At 70.5% G+C, this 16,127-nt stretch carries 19 protein-coding genes; 10 read left to right on the top strand and 9 right to left on the bottom strand.

The window, feature by feature from the left end; genetic code table 11:
• Positions 1-44 precede the first annotated feature (44 nt).
• From O7543_RS00160 to O7543_RS00170, 3 genes are all read left to right on the top strand, one after another.
• Positions 45-1,211, top strand: a complete 1,167-nt coding sequence (locus O7543_RS00160) for a glycerate kinase (RefSeq protein ID WP_281550759.1) — start codon at positions 45-47, stop codon at positions 1,209-1,211.
• Between the two features lie 181 nt (positions 1,212-1,392).
• Positions 1,393-1,761 carry an iron-sulfur cluster insertion protein ErpA gene (gene erpA / locus O7543_RS00165; RefSeq protein ID WP_278170370.1) on the top strand — a complete coding sequence of 123 codons (369 nt, stop codon included), beginning with the start codon at positions 1,393-1,395 and terminating at the stop codon, positions 1,759-1,761.
• Between the two features lie 185 nt (positions 1,762-1,946).
• Positions 1,947-2,924 (top strand): carbohydrate kinase family protein, encoded by a 978-nt coding sequence (locus tag O7543_RS00170; RefSeq protein WP_281550758.1) that lies wholly within the window; start codon positions 1,947-1,949, stop codon positions 2,922-2,924.
• A gap of 168 nt (positions 2,925-3,092) precedes the next feature.
• Here O7543_RS00170 and O7543_RS00175 read toward each other — a convergent pair whose 3' ends face one another.
• Positions 3,093-3,293 (bottom strand): DUF397 domain-containing protein, encoded by a 201-nt coding sequence (locus O7543_RS00175; RefSeq protein WP_281550757.1) that lies wholly within the window; start codon positions 3,291-3,293, stop codon positions 3,093-3,095.
• 14 nt (positions 3,294-3,307) lie between these two features.
• Complete coding sequence (locus tag O7543_RS00180) at positions 3,308-4,156, bottom strand: helix-turn-helix transcriptional regulator (RefSeq protein ID WP_281550756.1); 849 nt, start codon at positions 4,154-4,156, stop codon at positions 3,308-3,310.
• Between the two features lie 102 nt (positions 4,157-4,258).
• Between O7543_RS00180 and O7543_RS00185 the strand changes: the two genes are divergently transcribed.
• A complete protein-coding gene (locus O7543_RS00185; protein WP_281550755.1) occupies positions 4,259-4,567 on the top strand; it encodes a hypothetical protein in 309 nt (102 codons plus the stop codon).
• Between the two features lie 10 nt (positions 4,568-4,577).
• Here the strand turns inward: O7543_RS00185 and O7543_RS00190 are convergent, their stop codons facing one another.
• The 3 genes from O7543_RS00190 to O7543_RS00200 all read right to left on the bottom strand — a co-directional run bounded on the left by O7543_RS00190 (position 4,578) and on the right by O7543_RS00200 (position 7,023).
• Positions 4,578-5,183, bottom strand: coding sequence for a class I SAM-dependent methyltransferase (locus tag O7543_RS00190; protein ID WP_281550754.1), 606 nt, complete (start codon positions 5,181-5,183; stop codon positions 4,578-4,580).
• Positions 5,184-5,422: 239 nt separating this feature from the next.
• On the bottom strand, positions 5,423-5,647 hold the full coding sequence (locus O7543_RS00195; protein WP_281555642.1) for a sulfurtransferase TusA family protein: 225 nt from the start codon (positions 5,645-5,647) through the stop codon (positions 5,423-5,425).
• 62 nt (positions 5,648-5,709) lie between these two features.
• Entirely contained in the window at positions 5,710-7,023 is a 1,314-nt protein-coding gene (locus O7543_RS00200) for an aminotransferase class V-fold PLP-dependent enzyme (RefSeq protein WP_281550753.1), read from the bottom strand.
• Between the two features lie 155 nt (positions 7,024-7,178).
• On the opposite strand from O7543_RS00200, the gene coxB reads away from it, so the two are divergent.
• Together coxB and O7543_RS00210 are read left to right on the top strand one after the other, a co-directional pair.
• Positions 7,179-8,018 (top strand): cytochrome c oxidase subunit II, encoded by an 840-nt coding sequence (gene coxB, locus O7543_RS00205; RefSeq protein ID WP_281555641.1) that lies wholly within the window; start codon positions 7,179-7,181, stop codon positions 8,016-8,018.
• Positions 8,019-8,027: 9 nt separating this feature from the next.
• Positions 8,028-8,453 carry a cytochrome c oxidase subunit 4 gene (locus tag O7543_RS00210; RefSeq protein ID WP_123602747.1) on the top strand — a complete coding sequence of 142 codons (426 nt, stop codon included), beginning with the start codon at positions 8,028-8,030 and terminating at the stop codon, positions 8,451-8,453.
• Between the two features lie 55 nt (positions 8,454-8,508).
• Here O7543_RS00210 and O7543_RS00215 read toward each other — a convergent pair whose 3' ends face one another.
• The 4 genes from O7543_RS00215 to O7543_RS00230 all read right to left on the bottom strand — a co-directional run bounded on the left by O7543_RS00215 (position 8,509) and on the right by O7543_RS00230 (position 11,516).
• Positions 8,509-8,895 carry a hypothetical protein gene (locus tag O7543_RS00215; protein ID WP_281550752.1) on the bottom strand — a complete coding sequence of 129 codons (387 nt, stop codon included), beginning with the start codon at positions 8,893-8,895 and terminating at the stop codon, positions 8,509-8,511.
• Positions 8,896-8,943: 48 nt separating this feature from the next.
• Positions 8,944-10,026 (bottom strand): anthranilate phosphoribosyltransferase, encoded by a 1,083-nt coding sequence (gene trpD, locus O7543_RS00220; RefSeq protein ID WP_281550751.1) that lies wholly within the window; start codon positions 10,024-10,026, stop codon positions 8,944-8,946.
• A 103-nt stretch (positions 10,027-10,129) separates the two neighbouring features.
• The gene (locus tag O7543_RS00225) at positions 10,130-10,537 is read right to left on the bottom strand and encodes a hypothetical protein (RefSeq protein ID WP_278170359.1); all 408 of its coding nucleotides are present in this window, start codon (positions 10,535-10,537) and stop codon (positions 10,130-10,132) included.
• Between the two features lie 73 nt (positions 10,538-10,610).
• On the bottom strand, positions 10,611-11,516 hold the full coding sequence (locus O7543_RS00230; RefSeq protein WP_348650064.1) for a cytochrome c oxidase assembly protein: 906 nt from the start codon (positions 11,514-11,516) through the stop codon (positions 10,611-10,613).
• Positions 11,517-11,623: 107 nt separating this feature from the next.
• Between O7543_RS00230 and O7543_RS00235 the strand changes: the two genes are divergently transcribed.
• The 4 genes from O7543_RS00235 (at position 11,624) to O7543_RS00250 (ending at position 15,927) form a co-directional block, all read left to right on the top strand.
• Complete coding sequence (locus O7543_RS00235; protein WP_281550750.1) at positions 11,624-12,223, top strand: heme-copper oxidase subunit III; 600 nt, start codon at positions 11,624-11,626, stop codon at positions 12,221-12,223.
• A gap of 79 nt (positions 12,224-12,302) precedes the next feature.
• A complete protein-coding gene (locus O7543_RS00240; RefSeq protein WP_281550749.1) occupies positions 12,303-13,163 on the top strand; it encodes a cytochrome c in 861 nt (286 codons plus the stop codon).
• Entirely contained in the window at positions 13,160-14,266 is a 1,107-nt protein-coding gene (locus O7543_RS00245; protein WP_281550748.1) for a Rieske 2Fe-2S domain-containing protein, read from the top strand. The genes O7543_RS00240 and O7543_RS00245 overlap by 4 nt, the downstream gene beginning before the upstream one ends.
• Positions 14,263-15,927 carry a ubiquinol-cytochrome c reductase cytochrome b subunit gene (locus O7543_RS00250; protein ID WP_281550747.1) on the top strand — a complete coding sequence of 555 codons (1,665 nt, stop codon included), beginning with the start codon at positions 14,263-14,265 and terminating at the stop codon, positions 15,925-15,927. The genes O7543_RS00245 and O7543_RS00250 overlap by 4 nt, the downstream gene beginning before the upstream one ends.
• Positions 15,928-16,127: the final 200 nt, after the last annotated feature.

The following is a 16,127-nucleotide window of genomic DNA, read 5'->3' on the forward strand; positions in this document are numbered from 1 at the left end:
CCGCCTGCGACCAGCCCAAGTGTGGCCTGCCACACTGCCAGACCATGCGGGTCCTGATCTGTCCGGACAAGTTCGCCGGCACCCTGCCCGCCGCCGAGGTGGCCGCCGCCGTCGCCACCGGGTGGCGGGACCGGGCGCCCACCGACGAGCTGGTGCTGCGCCCGTTGTCCGACGGCGGTCCGGGATTCGTCGAGGTGCTGGCCGAGTCGACCGCCGGCCGGCGGGTCCCGGTACCGACGGTCGACCCACTCGGCCGACCGGTACCCGGGGAGATCCTGCTGGTCGACGGCCCGGGGGCCGGGGCGACCGTGACCGCCGGACCGACCGCGTACGTGGAGAGCGCCCAGGCGTGCGGCCTGCACCTGCTCACCGAGGCCGAACGTGACCCGAAACACACCACCTCGTACGGCCTGGGGTTGCTGCTGGTCGCGGCGGTCGAACACGGTGCCCGTCGAGTGGTCGTCGGGCTCGGCGGGTCGGCCACCAACGACGCCGGGGCCGGCATGCTCACCGCGCTGGGGGTCACCCCCCTCGACGCCGCCGGCTACGCCCTGCCGTACGGCGGCGCGGCCCTCGCCGGGGTCGACCGCCTCGACGGCGCACCCCGGCTGCGCGGGGTCGAGCTGGTCGCCGCGACCGACGTCGACAACCCGCTGACCGGGCTGCACGGGGCCAGCAACGTGTACGGGCCGCAGAAGGGCGCCGACCGGGCCGACGTACTGCTGCTCGACGCCGCGCTGCAGCGGTTCGCCGGCATCCTGGTCGCGGACCTGCCCGGCTGCCCGCCCGAGCTGGCCGCGCTGCCCGGGGCCGGCGCCGCCGGAGGCATCGGCGCCGCGCTGCTCGCCCTCGGCGGGCGGTGCGAGTCGGGCATCGACCTTGTCACCGCGTTGATCGGGCTGTCCGCCGCGTTGGACGCCGCCGACCTGGTGATCACCGGCGAAGGGTCGTTCGACCACCAGTCGCTGCGCGGCAAGGTGGTCGCCGGGGTGGCCGGCGCGGCCCGGGACCGGGGACTGCCCTGCGTGGTGGTCGCCGGCCAGGTGTCCACCGGTCGGCGGGAGTCGGCCGCGGCCGGCGTCACTGAGGCGTACGCCCTGGTCGACCACTTCGGCGGGGAGACCGGCGGTGGGCTGGCGCAGGCGCTGGCCCAGCCGGCGGACGGGCTGCGTGGGATCGCCGCCCGGCTGGCCGGCCAATGGAGCCGCTGACGGCGTGCCGGCGGCCGGGGAACGGTGAGTTCCCGGTGATCTTGCGCTGGTGATCTTCCGGATGATGGGATGCGCGGCGGATCACGTACGGATTGTGGCCACCCGGATTGGGAATCGTCGCCCGGCCGGTTAGCGTTACCTGATACGGACGAATTCGCACCGTCGCAGGGGAGACCTTCACGTGAGCACATCAGCGCAGTCCGAAACGGCCGAGACCGCCGCCTCGACCACCGTCGTCCTCACCGACGTGGCGGCCGAGAAGGTCAAGGCACTGCTCGACCAGGAAGGCCGCGATGACCTGCGGCTGCGGGTCGCCGTCCAGCCCGGCGGCTGCTCCGGCCTGCGGTACCAGCTGTTCTTCGACGAGCGGTCGCTCGACGGGGACATCGTCGACGACTTCGGCGGCGTCGAGGTCGTGGTGGACCGGATGAGCGCCCCGTACCTGACCGGCGCGAAGATCGACTTCGCGGACCGGATCGACGCTCAGGGTTTCACCATCGACAACCCGAACGCGCAGAACTCCTGCGCCTGCGGCGACTCCTTCCACTGAGCCGCCAGGGGGTACGTGTCCGCAGCCGCGTCCGGGGCCGGGAGACCCTACTCGGACGTCGGCTGACGGCGAGGGTTGACGGCGCGGTGATCGTGCCGATTCGAGAGCGGTAGGGGTTCTGACGGTCCCCGTACCGGTAAGCTGGCCCGCGCACGATTTCCCCACCCCGACACCCGAGGGCCGACATGAAGATCGCCGTCACCGGCTCGATCGCCACCGACCATCTGATGCACTTCCCCGGCCGGTTCGCGGGTCAGCTCATCGCGGACCAGCTGGACAAGGTGTCCCTGTCGTTCCTCGTCGACGACCTGGTCGTCCGCCGGGGCGGGGTGGCGGCGAACATCGCCTTCGGGATGGCCCAGCTCGGTCTGCGTCCGGTGCTGCTCGGCGCGGTCGGCGCCGACTTCGCCGACTACCGTTCCTGGCTGGAACGCCACGGCGTCGACTGTGACTCGGTGCATGTCAGCGAGTTGGCGCACACGGCCCGCTTCGTCTGCACCACCGACGACGACCTGTGCCAGATCGCGTCGTTCTACGCCGGTGCGATGAGCGAGGCCCGCAACATCGAGTTGGCACCGGCCGCCGCCCGGGTGGGCGGCCTCGAACTGGTGCTGGTCAGCGCCAACGACCCCGAGGCGATGCTCCGCCACTCGGCCGAGTGCCGCGACCGGGGCTACCGGTTCGCCGCCGACCCGTCCCAGCAGTTGGCCCGGATGAGTGGCGAGGACGTCCGCCAGCTCATCGACGGTGCGGAGTATCTGCTGACCAACGAGTACGAGCGGTCGCTGCTGGAGAGCAAGGTCGGCCTCACCGGCGACCAGGTGCTCGACCTGGTGACGGTACGGGTCACCACGCTCGGTGCCGACGGGGTGGAGATCACCGGCCGGGGCATCGAGCGGATCCACGTACCGGTGGCCCGCGACGTGGTCGCCGACGACCCGACCGGTGTCGGTGACGGCTTCCGCGCCGGCTTCTTCGCCGCCCTCGGCTGGGGCCTCGGTCTGGATCGCGCCGCGCAGGTCGGCTGCCTGCTCGCCGCGCTGGTGCTGGAGACCACCGGGCCGCAGGAGTACGCCGTCAAGCCGGACATCTTCCTCAAGCGGCTCGCCGACTCGTACGGCGACGCCGCCGCCGACGACGTCCGCCCCTACCTGCCGGCCTGACCAACTGCTTGCACCGCCGGCCACGCCGCCTACCCGCTCACCCGCTCGCCCCGCAACAGCGTCGGCCTGCGCACCCACGACAGCGTCGGTGGCCAAGATCAGGTGAGCGCCATGGACCTCACCTCGCGGTTGAGACGTCCGCAGCGCTCACCTGATCTTGATCTCTGCTCAGCTCACCTGACGCGCGGTCAACTGGGTGACGAAGGTGATCCATTGGTCGGCGGAGAAGTGCAGCGTCGGTCCGGTGCGGTCCTTGCTGTCGCGGACCGCGACGGCGTCCGGCAGTACGGCGCACTCGACGCAGTCGCCGTTGTTGGCGCTGCGGCTGCTGGTGAACCAGCGGGCGGTGGTCAGGTCGGGGGTGGGCATGACAGCCTCCAGCGCTATGCCGCGTCGGCCAGCTCCCGGATCAGCGCGCGGGAATCGGCGGGCGAGAGAGCGGCCTGACGCAGGTTGTCCGCCACCATCGTATAAGTGCGGACACCGTCCGGGTCCTGGATGTACATGGCACCGTCGAGCAGTTCGGTGTAGGCGATCGGCCGGACCCGGTCGAAGTCCAGCACCACGAACTTGCCGAGCGGCGTAGCGGCATGCGGCCCGTCCTCGGGCCGGAGGATCTGGACGGTGACATGCGGCAGGCTGGCGAGGTCGGCCAGGTGCCGCAGTTGTGCGCGCCTGGTGTTGTCGCCGTTGACCCGTAACCGCAGCGCCGCCTCGCCGATCACCGCGTGCAGCGTCAGTGGCTCGTCGTCGGTGAGCCGGCGGGCTCTGGCCTGACGGAACGACACGAACCGTTCAGCGTGGTCGGGCCGGACGAACCCGGTGCCGAGGGTGAGCGCCTGGGCGTACTCCTCGGTCTGCAGCAGGCCGGGGAGCACCATCGACTCGAAGACGAACGCGCTGTCGGCCAGTCCTTCCAACCCGACGTAGGTCCGGAACCAGTCGGGCACGACGTTCGCCCAGGGAGCCCACCAGGTCTTGGCATCCGACCGGCCGGCCAGCGAGGTGAGCCGTTCGATCGTCGGCTGATCGGCGCCGCAGGTCCGCAGCACCTTGGCGATGTCGTCCGGGAACTGCTGGTAGCGGCCGGTCTCCATGTGCCCGAGCTTGGGTTTGCCGATCCCCGTCTCGGCGGACAGTTCACTCAGCGACATCGGCACGTCGCGCCGGTAGCGACTCAGCTCGGCACCGATCAGCCAGCGCAGCGCCGAGGGGTCCATCCGTGTGCTCATCACTCCCGCCTTCCGCTAGCGATGCAGTCATCATTGCCTATTGCCAATCTCGATGCAACTGCTTACGTTAGACGTCTAGTCATCGATGGAGGGGAGCGTGTGGTGAACGAGAGCGAAGAACGATGGTCGTCGGAGACGGTTGACGAGCAGCGCAGGCTGCTGGAAGACCTGCACGGGGAGCCGCCGGCGCGCTTCGCCATCTGTGCGGATACTGAGGCCGGCGAGGACAGCGAGGACGGTGGAGTGCTCGGCTGGGGGCTGGCGTTCGACGACGAAGCCGTGGTCGTACCGACCAACGGCGGCCTGCCCAACCCGTTCAGCGGCATCAAGGCAGCACTGCGGCTGTACGGGATGGTCCACCCCGTGCAGCTGGTGTGGGTCGACCCGCCCGACGGTCGCCAGCTGACCTGAACCGCGGAGGTCAGGCCGGTCGCAGCACCGCGACCAGGAAATCGGAGTCGTCGCGGTACGGGCGCAGGTCCCAGGTCGCCAGCAGCAGATCCTCGACCAGATCGGCGGCGTGCATGTCGGCCAGGAAGTCGGTGACCGGGTAGCCCCGGTCGGTGCCGAACCCGACCACGATCCGGCCGCCGTCGCGCAGGTGCAGCCGCATCCGGCGCAGCACCTCCTGGCGGGTGTCCGGCGCCAGGAACGTCATGACGTTGCCGGCGCTGACGATCGCGTCGAAGCCGTCGGTGATGCCCTGTGCGGGCAGGTCCAGCTCGGCCAGGTCGCCGACCAGCCACCGCGGGCCGGGGTGGTCCTGCCGGGCGGCATCGATCAGCACCGGGTCCAGGTCGACGCCGACGACGTCGTGACCGGCGGCGGCCAGCGCCGCGCCGACCCGGCCGGGTCCGCAGCCGGCGTCCAGCACCCGTGCCGTACGGGGCAGCATCGCGTCGACCAGCCGGGCCTCACCGTCGAGGTCGGCCCCGTCGCGGGCCAGCGACCGGAACCGGTCGACGTACCACTGTGAGTGCCCAGGGTTGGACTCCAGCAGCTTGCTCCACCCGTTCTGCGCGCTCACGCCCGCCATCCTCGCACGCCGGCATTCTGCTGGGCCTGGTGCCGTGGACCAACAGGCCTGGCCGAACGGCACGACGTGCGCTCCGCCGGAGGGCGGTTGAGGTGTATCCCGAAGAGGTGTCTCAACCGGCTGTCGCGGACACGCCGATGTGAGGCTGAGTTACGTATCAACGAGCAGGTTAGGTACCTCAGCCTCACATCGGTGGCGCTGCTGATCGACTAGCAGTTCGGCGGGAGGCTTCAGTGGCTGCGGCGGACGTCGAAGGCGGGGGAGTCGGCGACGGTCGACGCGGCGACGAACTCCTGGCCCCGGATCCGGCACCAGGCCGGGATGTCCAGGGCGGCCGCCGGATCGTCGGCCAGCACCCGGACCACCGACCCGACCGGCAGCTGCGGCAGCCGCCGGGCCAGCGCGATCACCGGCAGCGGGCAGCGCTGACCCAGGCAGTCGAGAGTCTCCGCCACCTCGCTACCAGGTGGCTGCGCCGTCTCGCCGCCGGAGCGCTGCGGTGCCGTGTCGTCGTCGGTCACAGGCCGACCACCCCGGCCTCGGCCCGCAGGTCGGCCACCACCTGCGGCAGCTCGGCCAGGAACCGGTCGACCTCCGCGTCGGTGGTGTCCCGGTGCAGCGACACCCGGACGTTGCCGTGTGACAGCACCCCCATCGCCTCCAGCACGTGTGACGGGCGCAGCGTGGACGACGTACACGACGAGCCGGAGGAGACGGCGAAGCCGCGCCGGTCCAGCGCGTGCAGCAGCGCCTCACCGTCGACGTACAGGCAGGAGAAGGTGACCAGGTGCGGCAGCCGGTCGGTCGGGTCGCCGACCACCTCCACGTCGGGCACCGTCGCGGCCACCGTCGCGCGGATCCGGTCCACCAGTGCCGACAACCGGGCGGCCTGCGCGTGCGCCTCGGCGGCCGCCGTGCGCAGCGCCGCCGCCGACGCGACCACCGCCGGCAGGTTCACCGCTCCGGGCGTACGGCCGAATTCCCGCTCGTCGGCCGGGTAGGGCGACTCCCACCGGGTGCCCTTGCGGACCACCAGCACCCCGACGCCCGGCAGCCCGCCCCACTTGTGAGCGCTGGCCGTCAGCACCGACCAGCCGTCCGGCACCGGCATCCGACCCACCGACTGGGCGGCGTCGACGTACAGCGGCACCTCGTGCGCGGCGCAGGCCCGGGCCGCCTCGGCGACCGGTTGGACCGTACCCACCTCGTGGCTGGCGCTGATCAGTGCGGCGAACGCCACACCCGGCCGGGCCACCGCCCCCGACCAGGCGGCCATATCGAGCCGGCCGAGCCGGTCCACCGGCACCGGCACCGCCTCGCCGCCGTCGGCGGTGTGCCGCTGCCCGGCGTGCAGCACCGCCGAATGCTCGATCGCCGAGTGCACCAGGGTGCGCCCGACCCGACGCCGCCCGGCGAGACCGCCGAGGACGGCGGCGTGTGCAGCGACCGTACCGCTGGGTGTGAAGGAGATCTCGTCGGTGCGGACCCGCAGCACGTCGGCGGTGACCTCGCGGGCCGCGTCGAGGAGCTGACCGGCCCGGCGGGCCCGGGTGTACAGCTTGGCCGGGTCGGCCCAGCCGTCGGTCAACGCCGCCGACAGTGCCTCCCGGGCGACCGGGTGCAGCGGTGCGGCGGTCGCGGCGTCGAGATAGTCCACAGCCGTCGACGGTACCGGCCGTGGGCTGGCCCGCCGGTGGTCGTGGCGGGTGACAAACCAGACCCCACGCCGATGGTGACCCGTCGGGTCGAGTAATCTGCGACCGTCGGTGACGCCTTTGATCGCCGATGTCGTCACGCGTGGCCAGGTCGATCCGGTTGCCACAGGTGGCATCGGTGGCACCGCGAGGGAGGCAGGACCAGGTGGTCGCAAGCGATTCAGCAGGGCAGCCGTCGGCCGTCGGCCGGCAGCCGACGCACGCACGGCGCGCGCCCGGTCGGCGACAGCTCCGGTTCCGGGCCGCTGGGCTCGGTCTCGGCGGCGCGGCACTGCTCACCCTGCTCACTGGCTGCGACGTCGGGGAGGCGTTCGGCGGCTTCGGCTGGCCGCAGGGCATCACACCGCAGGCCCACCGGATGTACGACCTGTGGATCGCCTCGGTGATCGCGGCGCTCGCGGTCGGCGTCTTCGTCTGGGGTCTGATCTTCTGGTGCATCATCCGGTACCGCAAGCGCGGCGACCAGTTGCCGGTGCAGACCCGGTTCAACATGCCGATGGAGTTCCTCTACACCATCGCGCCGATCCTGGTCGTCTCGGTGCTGTTCTACTACACGGCCGTCGTGCAGACCGATGTCGACCGGCTCAGCGAGGACCCGGACGTCACCGTCGAGGTCGTCGCGTTCAAGTGGAACTGGCAGTTCAACTACCGCGACGGGGTCGGTGAGGACGCCAACACGGTGGCGTCGACGGTCGGTTCCTCCGACATCATCCCGGTGCTGGTGGTCCCGTCGGAGCGGACCATCCGGTTCGAGGAGACCAGCACCGACGTGATCCACTCGTTCTGGGTGCCGGAGCTGCTGTTCAAGCGGGACGTCTTCCCGGGCAGCATCCGTAACCAGTTCGAGGTGACCATCGAACAGAACGGTGCCTACGTCGGCCGGTGCGCCGAGCTGTGTGGCACGTACCACTCGATGATGAACTTCGAGATGCGGGTGGTCGACCCGGAGCAGTACGACCAGTTCATCGCGGCGAAGCAGGCCGGTAGCTCGACGCCGGACGCGCTGGCCGCGATCGGGGAGGAGCCGTACGCGGTGACGACCTTCCCGTTCGACACCAAGCGTGACGCGCAGAACTTCGGGAACGCGAGCGCCCAGGGCGCGGGAAGCTGAGGGCCGGTCATGAAGACCGAGTGGCGACTGTTCGGCATCGTCGCGGCGTTCCTGCTCGTCGTGTCCGGTGTCTACCCGGCGTGGACCTACGGGCAGCTCGGGCACGTCGAGTGGATCGGCACCACGGCGCTGATCCTGTCCTTCCTGCTCTGCACGATGTGTGGTGGCTTCTTCTGGTTCGTGTCGCGCCGGATCGATCTGCGCCCCGAGGACCGGCCGGACGCTGAGATCTCCGACGGAGCGGGCGAGGTCGGCTTCTTCAGCCCGGGCAGCTACTGGCCGTTCGGGGTGGCGCTGGCCGCGACCGTCGCCGGTCTCGGCCTGGTCTTCTGGCAGTGGTGGCTGCTCATCTTCGGGCTGCTCTCGGTGATCGCCACCGCAGCCGGTCTGCTGTTCGAGTACTACACCGGCACCCGGCGTACCGCCGAGCACTGAGCCGGGCCGAGCACTGAGCCGGTTCGTCGCCGGCGTCGGCTGAGCCGGCCGACCGTCACCGGCTGTTGCGGCGGCGCAGCTTGGCGCCCCAGCCGGCGACGGCTGTCGGGGCGCCGCCGACAGCTACCGGGGTGCCGATCCGCTCCGGCGAGGACCAGACACAGCGGTCGACGGTGGGTTGGCGGACGGCCTTGACCGCCGCGTGGACGAAGATCACCCGGTAGATCACGTCGGCGACCATGATCAGCGGGAGCAGGAGCAGCAGCTGCCGGTGGTGTAGCCGCCAGGCGGACAGCACCCAGCGCAGGATCAGCAGCAGGTACGCGTAGTCGAAGGTGCTGACCTGCCGCCCCACCCGGTGACCGAGGATGCCCCGGAAGGTGCCCCAGAGCCAGCGCAGATTCTGCTTGTACCAGTCCCGCAGCGAGGTCGGGTCCTGCAACAGCGCGGTGGCCCGGGGCGCGTGGACGACAGGAGTCGCAGCGGGCGGTCAGCCGGCGGTGGTACCCGCAGCCGACTGGGCCACCTGCACCCACCGGTCCAGCAGCGCGGCGGCCGCGCCGCTGTCCACCGCCTCGGCGGCCCGGCCCAGCTGCGCCCGCATCGTCTCCAGCAACCCGTCAGCCGGCGCGGCGCCGGTCTGTACCGCCTGAGCGGTCAGCGCCGCTGCGGCGTTGACCAGCACCGCGTCCCGGACCGGACCGGACCGTCCGGCGAGCAGCCGGCGGGTGACATCGGCGTTGAAGGCGGCGTCCCCACCCCGGAGATCGCCGGGGGCGCTGCGGGCAACCCCCAGGTCCTCGGCGGCGTCCACGACCATCGCGCGCACCACGCCGTCGGCGGCGAACCAGACCCTGGTCGGGGCGGCGGTGCTGAGCTCGTCCAGCCCGTCCTCACCCCGCATCACCAGTGCGGTGTCGCCCCGGCTGGCGAACACCTGCGCCATCACCGGCGCCATCCGGGTGTCGAAACAGCCGATCGCCCCGGCCTGAGGCCGGGCCGGGTTGGTCAGCGGGCCGAGGAAGTTGAAGGCAGTCGGTACGCCGATCTCCCGCCGGGTCGTCCCGGCGTGCCGCATTCCCGGGTGGTACCGGGCGGCGAAGCAGAACCCGATGCCGACCTCGGCGACGCACCGGGCCACCCCCTCGGGGCCCAGGTCGAGCGGGATGCCGAAGTGCTCCAGCAGGTCGGCGGCCCCGCACGACGACGAGGCGGCCCGGTTGCCGTGCTTGACCACCCGGGCACCGGCGGCTGCCACCACCAGCGCCGCCATCGTCGAGATGTTCACCGTGTGGGCCCGGTCGCCGCCGGTACCGACCACGTCCACCGCGTCGGCGCGCAGCGCTTCCGGCAGGTCGACCGGTACGGCGTCGGCGAGCATCGCCTCCACCAGACCGACCAGCTCCGCCGGGGTCTCGCCCTTGGCGCGCAGCGCGACGGCGAACCCGGCGATCTGGGCCGGGGTGGCGGAGCCCGCCATGATCTCGCCCATCGCCCAGGTGGTGTCGGCGGTGGAGAGCTGCTCGCCGGCGAGCAGCGCACTGAGCAGATTCGGCCAGGACCGTTCACCCATGGGGTCTCTCCCAGGTGCGATGGGGCGTGTGCGCGATGCGGTACGGGACGGTGCGGCGGAACGTGGACGGTGCAGCCCGGTGCAGGTGCGGTGCGGGGGTGGGTCAGGCGGCGGGCAGCTTGCCGGACCGGCCGCGCAGCATGCCGGCGACGGTCTGGCCGGTGGTCACCGGGTCGAGCGGGTGCATCAGGGTGGCGTCGACCTCGGCGAACGAGGCCAGCCAGCGGTCGGCGGCGCGGGCGATCACCACGCAGGTCGGCGGCGCGTCGGCGCGGTCGTCCTTGATCTGCCGGGCGATGCCGAGCCCGCCGCCGGGGGTGGCCTCACCGTCGAGCAGCATCAGGTCGATCTCGTACTCGTCGACCAGCCGGACGCACCCGGCGTAGTCGGACGCCTCGACGAACTCGACGGTCAGGTCGGTGGCGGGGCGGGTGCCGACGGCCAGCCGCATCCGGTCCCGCACCTGCGGGTCGTCGCTGTAGAGCAGGACGGTGTGTACGCGCTCGGTCATCTTGTCGCTCGACTCCCACCTCGTAGCTGCGCGCTGATCGTACCGTCCGACCGCGTCGCGTCCGGCGAGCGGGTCAGTCGGCGGCGGCCGCCGCGCGGGCCTGCCGTGCCTCCTGACGGTCGAGTTCCCGGTCGACGCGTCGGGCCTCCCGCTCGGACTGGCGCATCCACTGCACCACCAGTACGGCGAGCATGGTGACGCTGACGAACTCCCCGCCGGCCCACAGGACGCCGCCGGCCACCTCCTGGTCGGCCCACGGGTCGGCCCAGGTCAGCCCGAGCGACGGGTACCAGTCGCCGCCGAACAGGGTGTTGCTCTGCATGACGGTGAGCCCGAGCACGGTGTGGAACGGCACGGAGAGCACCATCAGCAGCGCCCGGGCCGGGTACGGCCAGCGGCCGGGCAGCGGGTCGAGCCCGACCAGCGGCCAGAAGAACAGGCAGCCGGTCATGATGAAGTGGGCGTGGACGAACTCGTGGGCGAGGGAATTTTCCAGGGTCAACCGGTACAGATCAGTGAAATACAGCACAAACGGGTTGATGACGAACAGGCCGAAGGCGACCAGCGGGAAGGTGAGCACCCGGGCGTACCGGCTGTGCAGGACGGCGAGCAGGCGACGCCGCGGCGCGCCGGGCAGGGTGCGCAGCGCCAGGGTGACCGGTGCGCCCAGGGCGAGGAAGATCGGCGCGATCATCGACAGCACCATGTGCTGGACCATGTGCACCGACAGCAGCGTGGTGTCGTAGGCGCCCAGCCCACTCACGGTGACGGCGGCGATGCCACCCAGTCCGGGGCCGAGGAACAGTACGGTGCGTGACACAGGCCAGCGGTCGCCGCGCAGTCGTAGCCGGTGCACCCCGTACAGGTAGAGGCCGGCGGCCACGACGAGTGTCAGCGCCAGCCAACTGGTCAGCTGGATCTCGGTGAACAGGGCCGAGACCGTGAACGGCGGGACGGCGATCGCAGCGACATCTGCCACATGACGAGGCTAGGCCAGCGGCCCCGGTCGACGTTATCCGGCCCACCGGCGGGTCGGGTTTGCCACCCCGCCGTCCGTGGGCACTGACCGGCAGCAATAATGACCGCGTGACTGCGGCCCCAGCGATTGACAAGAGCCGGATCCACTCGCTGACCCGACCGAACATGGTCAGCGTCGGGACGATCGTGTGGCTCTCCAGCGAACTGATGTTCTTCGCGGCGCTGTTCGCGATGTACTTCTCCATCCGTGCGGCGGACTACAGCATGTGGGAGGAGCACACCCCACAGCTGAACATCCCGTACGCGACGGTCTTCACCGCGATCCTGGTGGCCTCCTCGGTCACCTGTCAGATCGGGGTGTTCGCCGCGGAGCGGGGAGACGTGCACGCGCTGCGGCGGTGGTTCACGATCACCTTCGTGATGGGCCTGATCTTCCTGCTCGGCCAGATCAACGAGTACCGGGAGCTGGTCCACCACGGCATCAAGATCAACAGCGACGGGTACGGCTCGGTGTTCTACCTCACCACCGGCTTCCACGGCCTGCACGTGGCGGGCGGCCTGGTCGCCTTTCTGATCTACATGGTCCGTACCACGATGGGGCGGTTCACCCCGGCGCAGGCCACCTCGGCCATCGTCGTGTCGTACTACTGGCACTTCGTCGACGTGGTCTGGATCGGCCTCTACTTCATGATCTACTGGCTGCAATGATCATCAAGCGGTCACTCACCGTGATGGTGCGGCGTCGTGCCGACCAGGCAGGTCGCAAAACCGACAAGGATTCAGGTCAATGACATCTGACACCCCCGCCGACCGGCGAGCCGACCGTGGACGCGGTCTCCTCGCCCGGCTGCGCAGCGGGCGGGCCACGCCGCGAGGCCGGGGCCGCCGTCGGCTGGGCACCGCGGTCCGGTTGCTCGCCGCGCTGTTCCTGGCCGGCGGTGCGTACACCGTCTTCGCTCCGGGCCTGCAGGCGCAGGACACCCCGCAGCTGTCCCAGGCGGCCGAGGACGGCAAGGCGCTGTTCGACCAGAGCTGCATCTCCTGCCACGGGCGCAACGCCCAGGGCGTCGAGGGACGCGGCCCCAGCCTGATCGGTGTCGGATCGGCGTCGGTGGAGTTCCAGGTCGGCACGGGCCGGATGCCGATGGCCCGGCAGGAGGCCCAGGCCGAGCGCAAGCCGGTGGTCTTCACCGAGGAGGAGATCCGCCAGCTCGGCCAGTACATCCAGGAGCTGGGCGGCGGCCCGCAGCTGCCGGACGGTGAGATGCTGCGTACCGGCGGTGACATCGCCGTCGGTGGCCATCTCTACCGGATCAACTGTTCGTCCTGCCACGCCTTCAGCGGCGGCGGCGGCGCGCTGTCCTCCGGCAAGTACGCACCGAGCCTGGAGCCGGCCACCGACCGGCAGCTGTACGCCGCCATGCTGACCGGTCCGCAGAACATGCCGGTCTTCGGGGACAACCAGCTCACCCCCGAGCAGAAGCGCGACATCATCGCCTTCGTGCAGGAAGGGCTGAAGACCGACGGCGACCCCGGCGGGCTGGCCAACCTCGGCCGGTACGGTCCGGTGACCGAGGGCATCGCCATCTTCCTGGTCGGCATCACCGCGCTGGTCTTCGCCAGCCTGTGGATTGCGGGGAAGTCATGAGCACCGACATCGACACCACCCAGCAGCACCGCCAGTCAGCGCAGGTGAGCCTGGACGACCCTCGGCTGACGCCGTTCGACGTGCTGCGCGAGGGTGCCCGTCGCGACGACATCGAGATCGTGCACTACGAGCCGCCGTTCCCGGTGCCCGGCACCAGGGCGGAGCGTCGGATCAGCCGGTTCGTCGCCGGGCTGTTCCTGCTCGCCGGGCTCACCGCGACCGCGTTCCTGGTGGTCTACATCTGGTGGCCCTGGGAGTACGAACTCGGCACCGGGATCAGCAAGTTCTACACCCCGCTGCTCGGCGTCAGCCTCGGGCTGACCCTGCTGGCCATCGGCGTCGGCATCCTCACCTGGGGCAAGAAGCTGCTGCCCCACGAGGTGGCGATCCAGGACCGGCACGATGGTCCGTCCAGCCCGGACGACCGCAAGATCACCGGCGGCACGCTCACCTACATGGTGGACGAGCTCGGGGTCAAGCGCCGGCCGCTGCTCGGGGTGTCGCTGCTGGCCGGGTTGGCTCCGGTCGCCGCGGTCGCGGCCGCTCCACTGGTCGGCGGCCTGATCCGGGATCCGCACACCGACAACCAGATGGCCACCACCGGCTGGGAGCCGGTCGAGACGACCGGTGGCGGCACCGAGCTGGTCCGGCTGACCAGGGAGGACGGCTCACCGATCCGGCCCGCTGACGTCAGCGTCGGTGGTCAGATGACGGTCTTCCCCGGAATTCCCGGCGGACACACCAACCGGTACGCCGACTCGCCGACCCTGCTGATCCACCTGCGGCTGGACGACGCCCAGACCGCCCGGCAGAACAACGAGGCGGCGGGCAAGCCCGACTACATGTGGGGCAACTACATCGCGTACTCGAAGATCTGCACCCACGCGGGCTGCCCGGCGAGCCTGTACGAGCAGCAGTCCAACCGGCTGCTCTGCCCCTGCCACCAGTCGCAGTTCCTGATCACCGACAACGCCAAGCCGGTCTTCGGCCCGGCCAGCCGTCGGCTGCCGCAGCTGCCCATCTCCGTCGACGACGAGGGCTTCTTCGTCGCCACCTCCGACTACACCGAGATCGTCGGACCCGACTTCTGGGAGCGGCCATGAAACGCCGTAAGTTCGACGCCCGGGCGCTGCCCGGCCAGGCCGCCGGGCAGCTCGACGACCGGTTCCAGGCAGCTACGCCGCTACGCAAGCTGCTGAACAAGGTCTTCCCGGACCACTGGTCGTTCCTGCTCGGCGAGATCGCGCTCTTCTCGTTCGTCGTCGTCCTGCTCACCGGTGTCTACCTGACCTTCTTCTTCGACCCGTCGATGGAGGAGGTCGTCTACGACGGCAGCTACGCTCCGCTGCGCGGGATCCCCATGTCGGCGGCGTACGCGTCGACGCTGGACATCTCGTTCGACGTCCGGGGCGGCCTGATCATGCGGCAGATGCACCACTGGGGGGCGCTGCTGTTCATGGCGTCGATCGTGGTGCACATGCTGCGGGTGTTCTTCACCGGCGCGTTCCGCAAGCCGCGTGAGGCGAACTGGATCATCGGCTCGCTGCTGTTCTGGGTCGGCTTCCTCGCCGGCTTCACCGGCTACTCGCTGCCCGACGACGGCCTGTCCGGCACCGGGCTGCGGATCGCGTCGGCGATCATGCTGTCCATCCCGGTGATCGGGTCCTGGGTCACCTCGTCGATCTTCGGCGGCGAGTTCCCGGGCACGATCATCATCAGCCGGTTCTACATCGCCCACGTGCTGCTGATCCCCGGTCTGCTGGTGGCGCTGATCAGCGCACACCTCGGCCTGGTCTTCAAGCAGAAGCACACCCAGTGGGCCGGCCCGGGACGAACCAACGACAACGTGGTCGGTGAGCGGATGTTCCCCCGCTACGCGATCAAACAGGGCGGCTTCTTCATGATCGTCTTCGGGGTGGTCGCCCTGATGGCGGGGGTCTTCCAGATCAACCCGGTGTGGCTGTTCGGCCCGTACGAGGCCGCCGTCGTCTCGGCGGCGAGCCAGCCCGACTGGTACGTCATGTTCCTGGACGGCTCCACCCGGTTGATGCCAGCCTGGGAGCTGACCATCCCGATCGGCGACGGGTACGTGATCCCGCCGCTGTTCTGGCCGACCGTGGTGCTGCCCGGCATCCTGGTCATGCTCTCCCTGGCGTACCCGTTCCTCGAAGCGCGGTACACGAAGGACAAGGCCAGCCACAACCTGCTGCAGCGGCCCCGGGACGTGCCGGCCCGTACCGCCGTCGGCGCCATGGCCGTCACCTTCTTCATCGTGCTGACCATCTCCGGCGGCAACGACGTGTTCGCCGACAAGTTCTTCATCAGCCTGAACGCGATGACCTGGGCCGGTCGGATCGGATTGATCCTGCTGCCACCGCTGGCCTACTACGTGACCTACCGGATCTGCCTCGGTCTGCAGCAGCACGACCGCGAGGTGCTGGCGCACGGCGTCGAGACCGGAATCATCCGCCGGCTGCCCGACGGCCGCTTCGTCGAGGTGCACCAGCCGCTCGGGCCGACCGATGAGCACGGCCACGGCAAGCTGGAGTACGTCGGCTGGGTGGTACCCAAGAAGATGAACCGGCTCGGCGCGCTCGGCCCGGCCGTCAAGGGCTTCTTCTTCCCGATCGAGAAGCCGGCACAGGTTCCGCCGCCGGCGCATGTGGCGATCGACCCGGCCGAGGAACAGCCGACCGAACTGCGGTCGGCTGGCAAGGAGAAGCAGCCGGCCGACCGCGAGGAGATCAGCAGCGGCAGCCGCTGACCACCGCGCACCCGGAGTCGACAGAGGCGCCCGCCGAGCAGATCGGCGGGCGCCTCTGTGATCTCACACCTGCACCGGCCGTCCCCACAAGCCCTGTCGCCACGGTAGTAGCGGTATCCCTAAGAGACTGCGGTGATCCATTGGTGACGGTTTCCTCTCGACGTAGCGTCATGGTCGACAGCGATCGATCAACCGCAAGG

Origin of the sequence: Solwaraspora sp. WMMA2080 (genome assembly GCF_027497395.1) — a bacterium.
Classification (GTDB): Bacteria; Actinomycetota; Actinomycetes; order Mycobacteriales; family Micromonosporaceae; genus Micromonospora_E.

Coding starts and splice junctions, on each gene's coding strand:
- O7543_RS00160 (WP_281550759.1), top strand. CDS start 45: ATGCGGGTCCTGATCTGTCCGGACAAGTTCGCCGGCACCCTGCCCGCC.
- O7543_RS00170 (WP_281550758.1), top strand. CDS start 1,947: ATGAAGATCGCCGTCACCGGCTCGATCGCCACCGACCATCTGATGCAC.
- O7543_RS00175 (WP_281550757.1), bottom strand. CDS start 3,293: ATGCCCACCCCCGACCTGACCACCGCCCGCTGGTTCACCAGCAGCCGC.
- O7543_RS00180 (WP_281550756.1), bottom strand. CDS start 4,156: ATGAGCACACGGATGGACCCCTCGGCGCTGCGCTGGCTGATCGGTGCC.
- O7543_RS00200 (WP_281550753.1), bottom strand. CDS start 7,023: ATGCCACCTGTGGCAACCGGATCGACCTGGCCACGCGTGACGACATCG.
- O7543_RS00210 (WP_123602747.1), top strand. CDS start 8,028: ATGAAGACCGAGTGGCGACTGTTCGGCATCGTCGCGGCGTTCCTGCTC.
- trpD (WP_281550751.1), bottom strand. CDS start 10,026: ATGGGTGAACGGTCCTGGCCGAATCTGCTCAGTGCGCTGCTCGCCGGC.
- O7543_RS00225 (WP_278170359.1), bottom strand. CDS start 10,537: ATGACCGAGCGCGTACACACCGTCCTGCTCTACAGCGACGACCCGCAG.
- O7543_RS00240 (WP_281550749.1), top strand. CDS start 12,303: ATGACATCTGACACCCCCGCCGACCGGCGAGCCGACCGTGGACGCGGT.
- O7543_RS00245 (WP_281550748.1), top strand. CDS start 13,160: ATGAGCACCGACATCGACACCACCCAGCAGCACCGCCAGTCAGCGCAG.
- O7543_RS00250 (WP_281550747.1), top strand. CDS start 14,263: ATGAAACGCCGTAAGTTCGACGCCCGGGCGCTGCCCGGCCAGGCCGCC.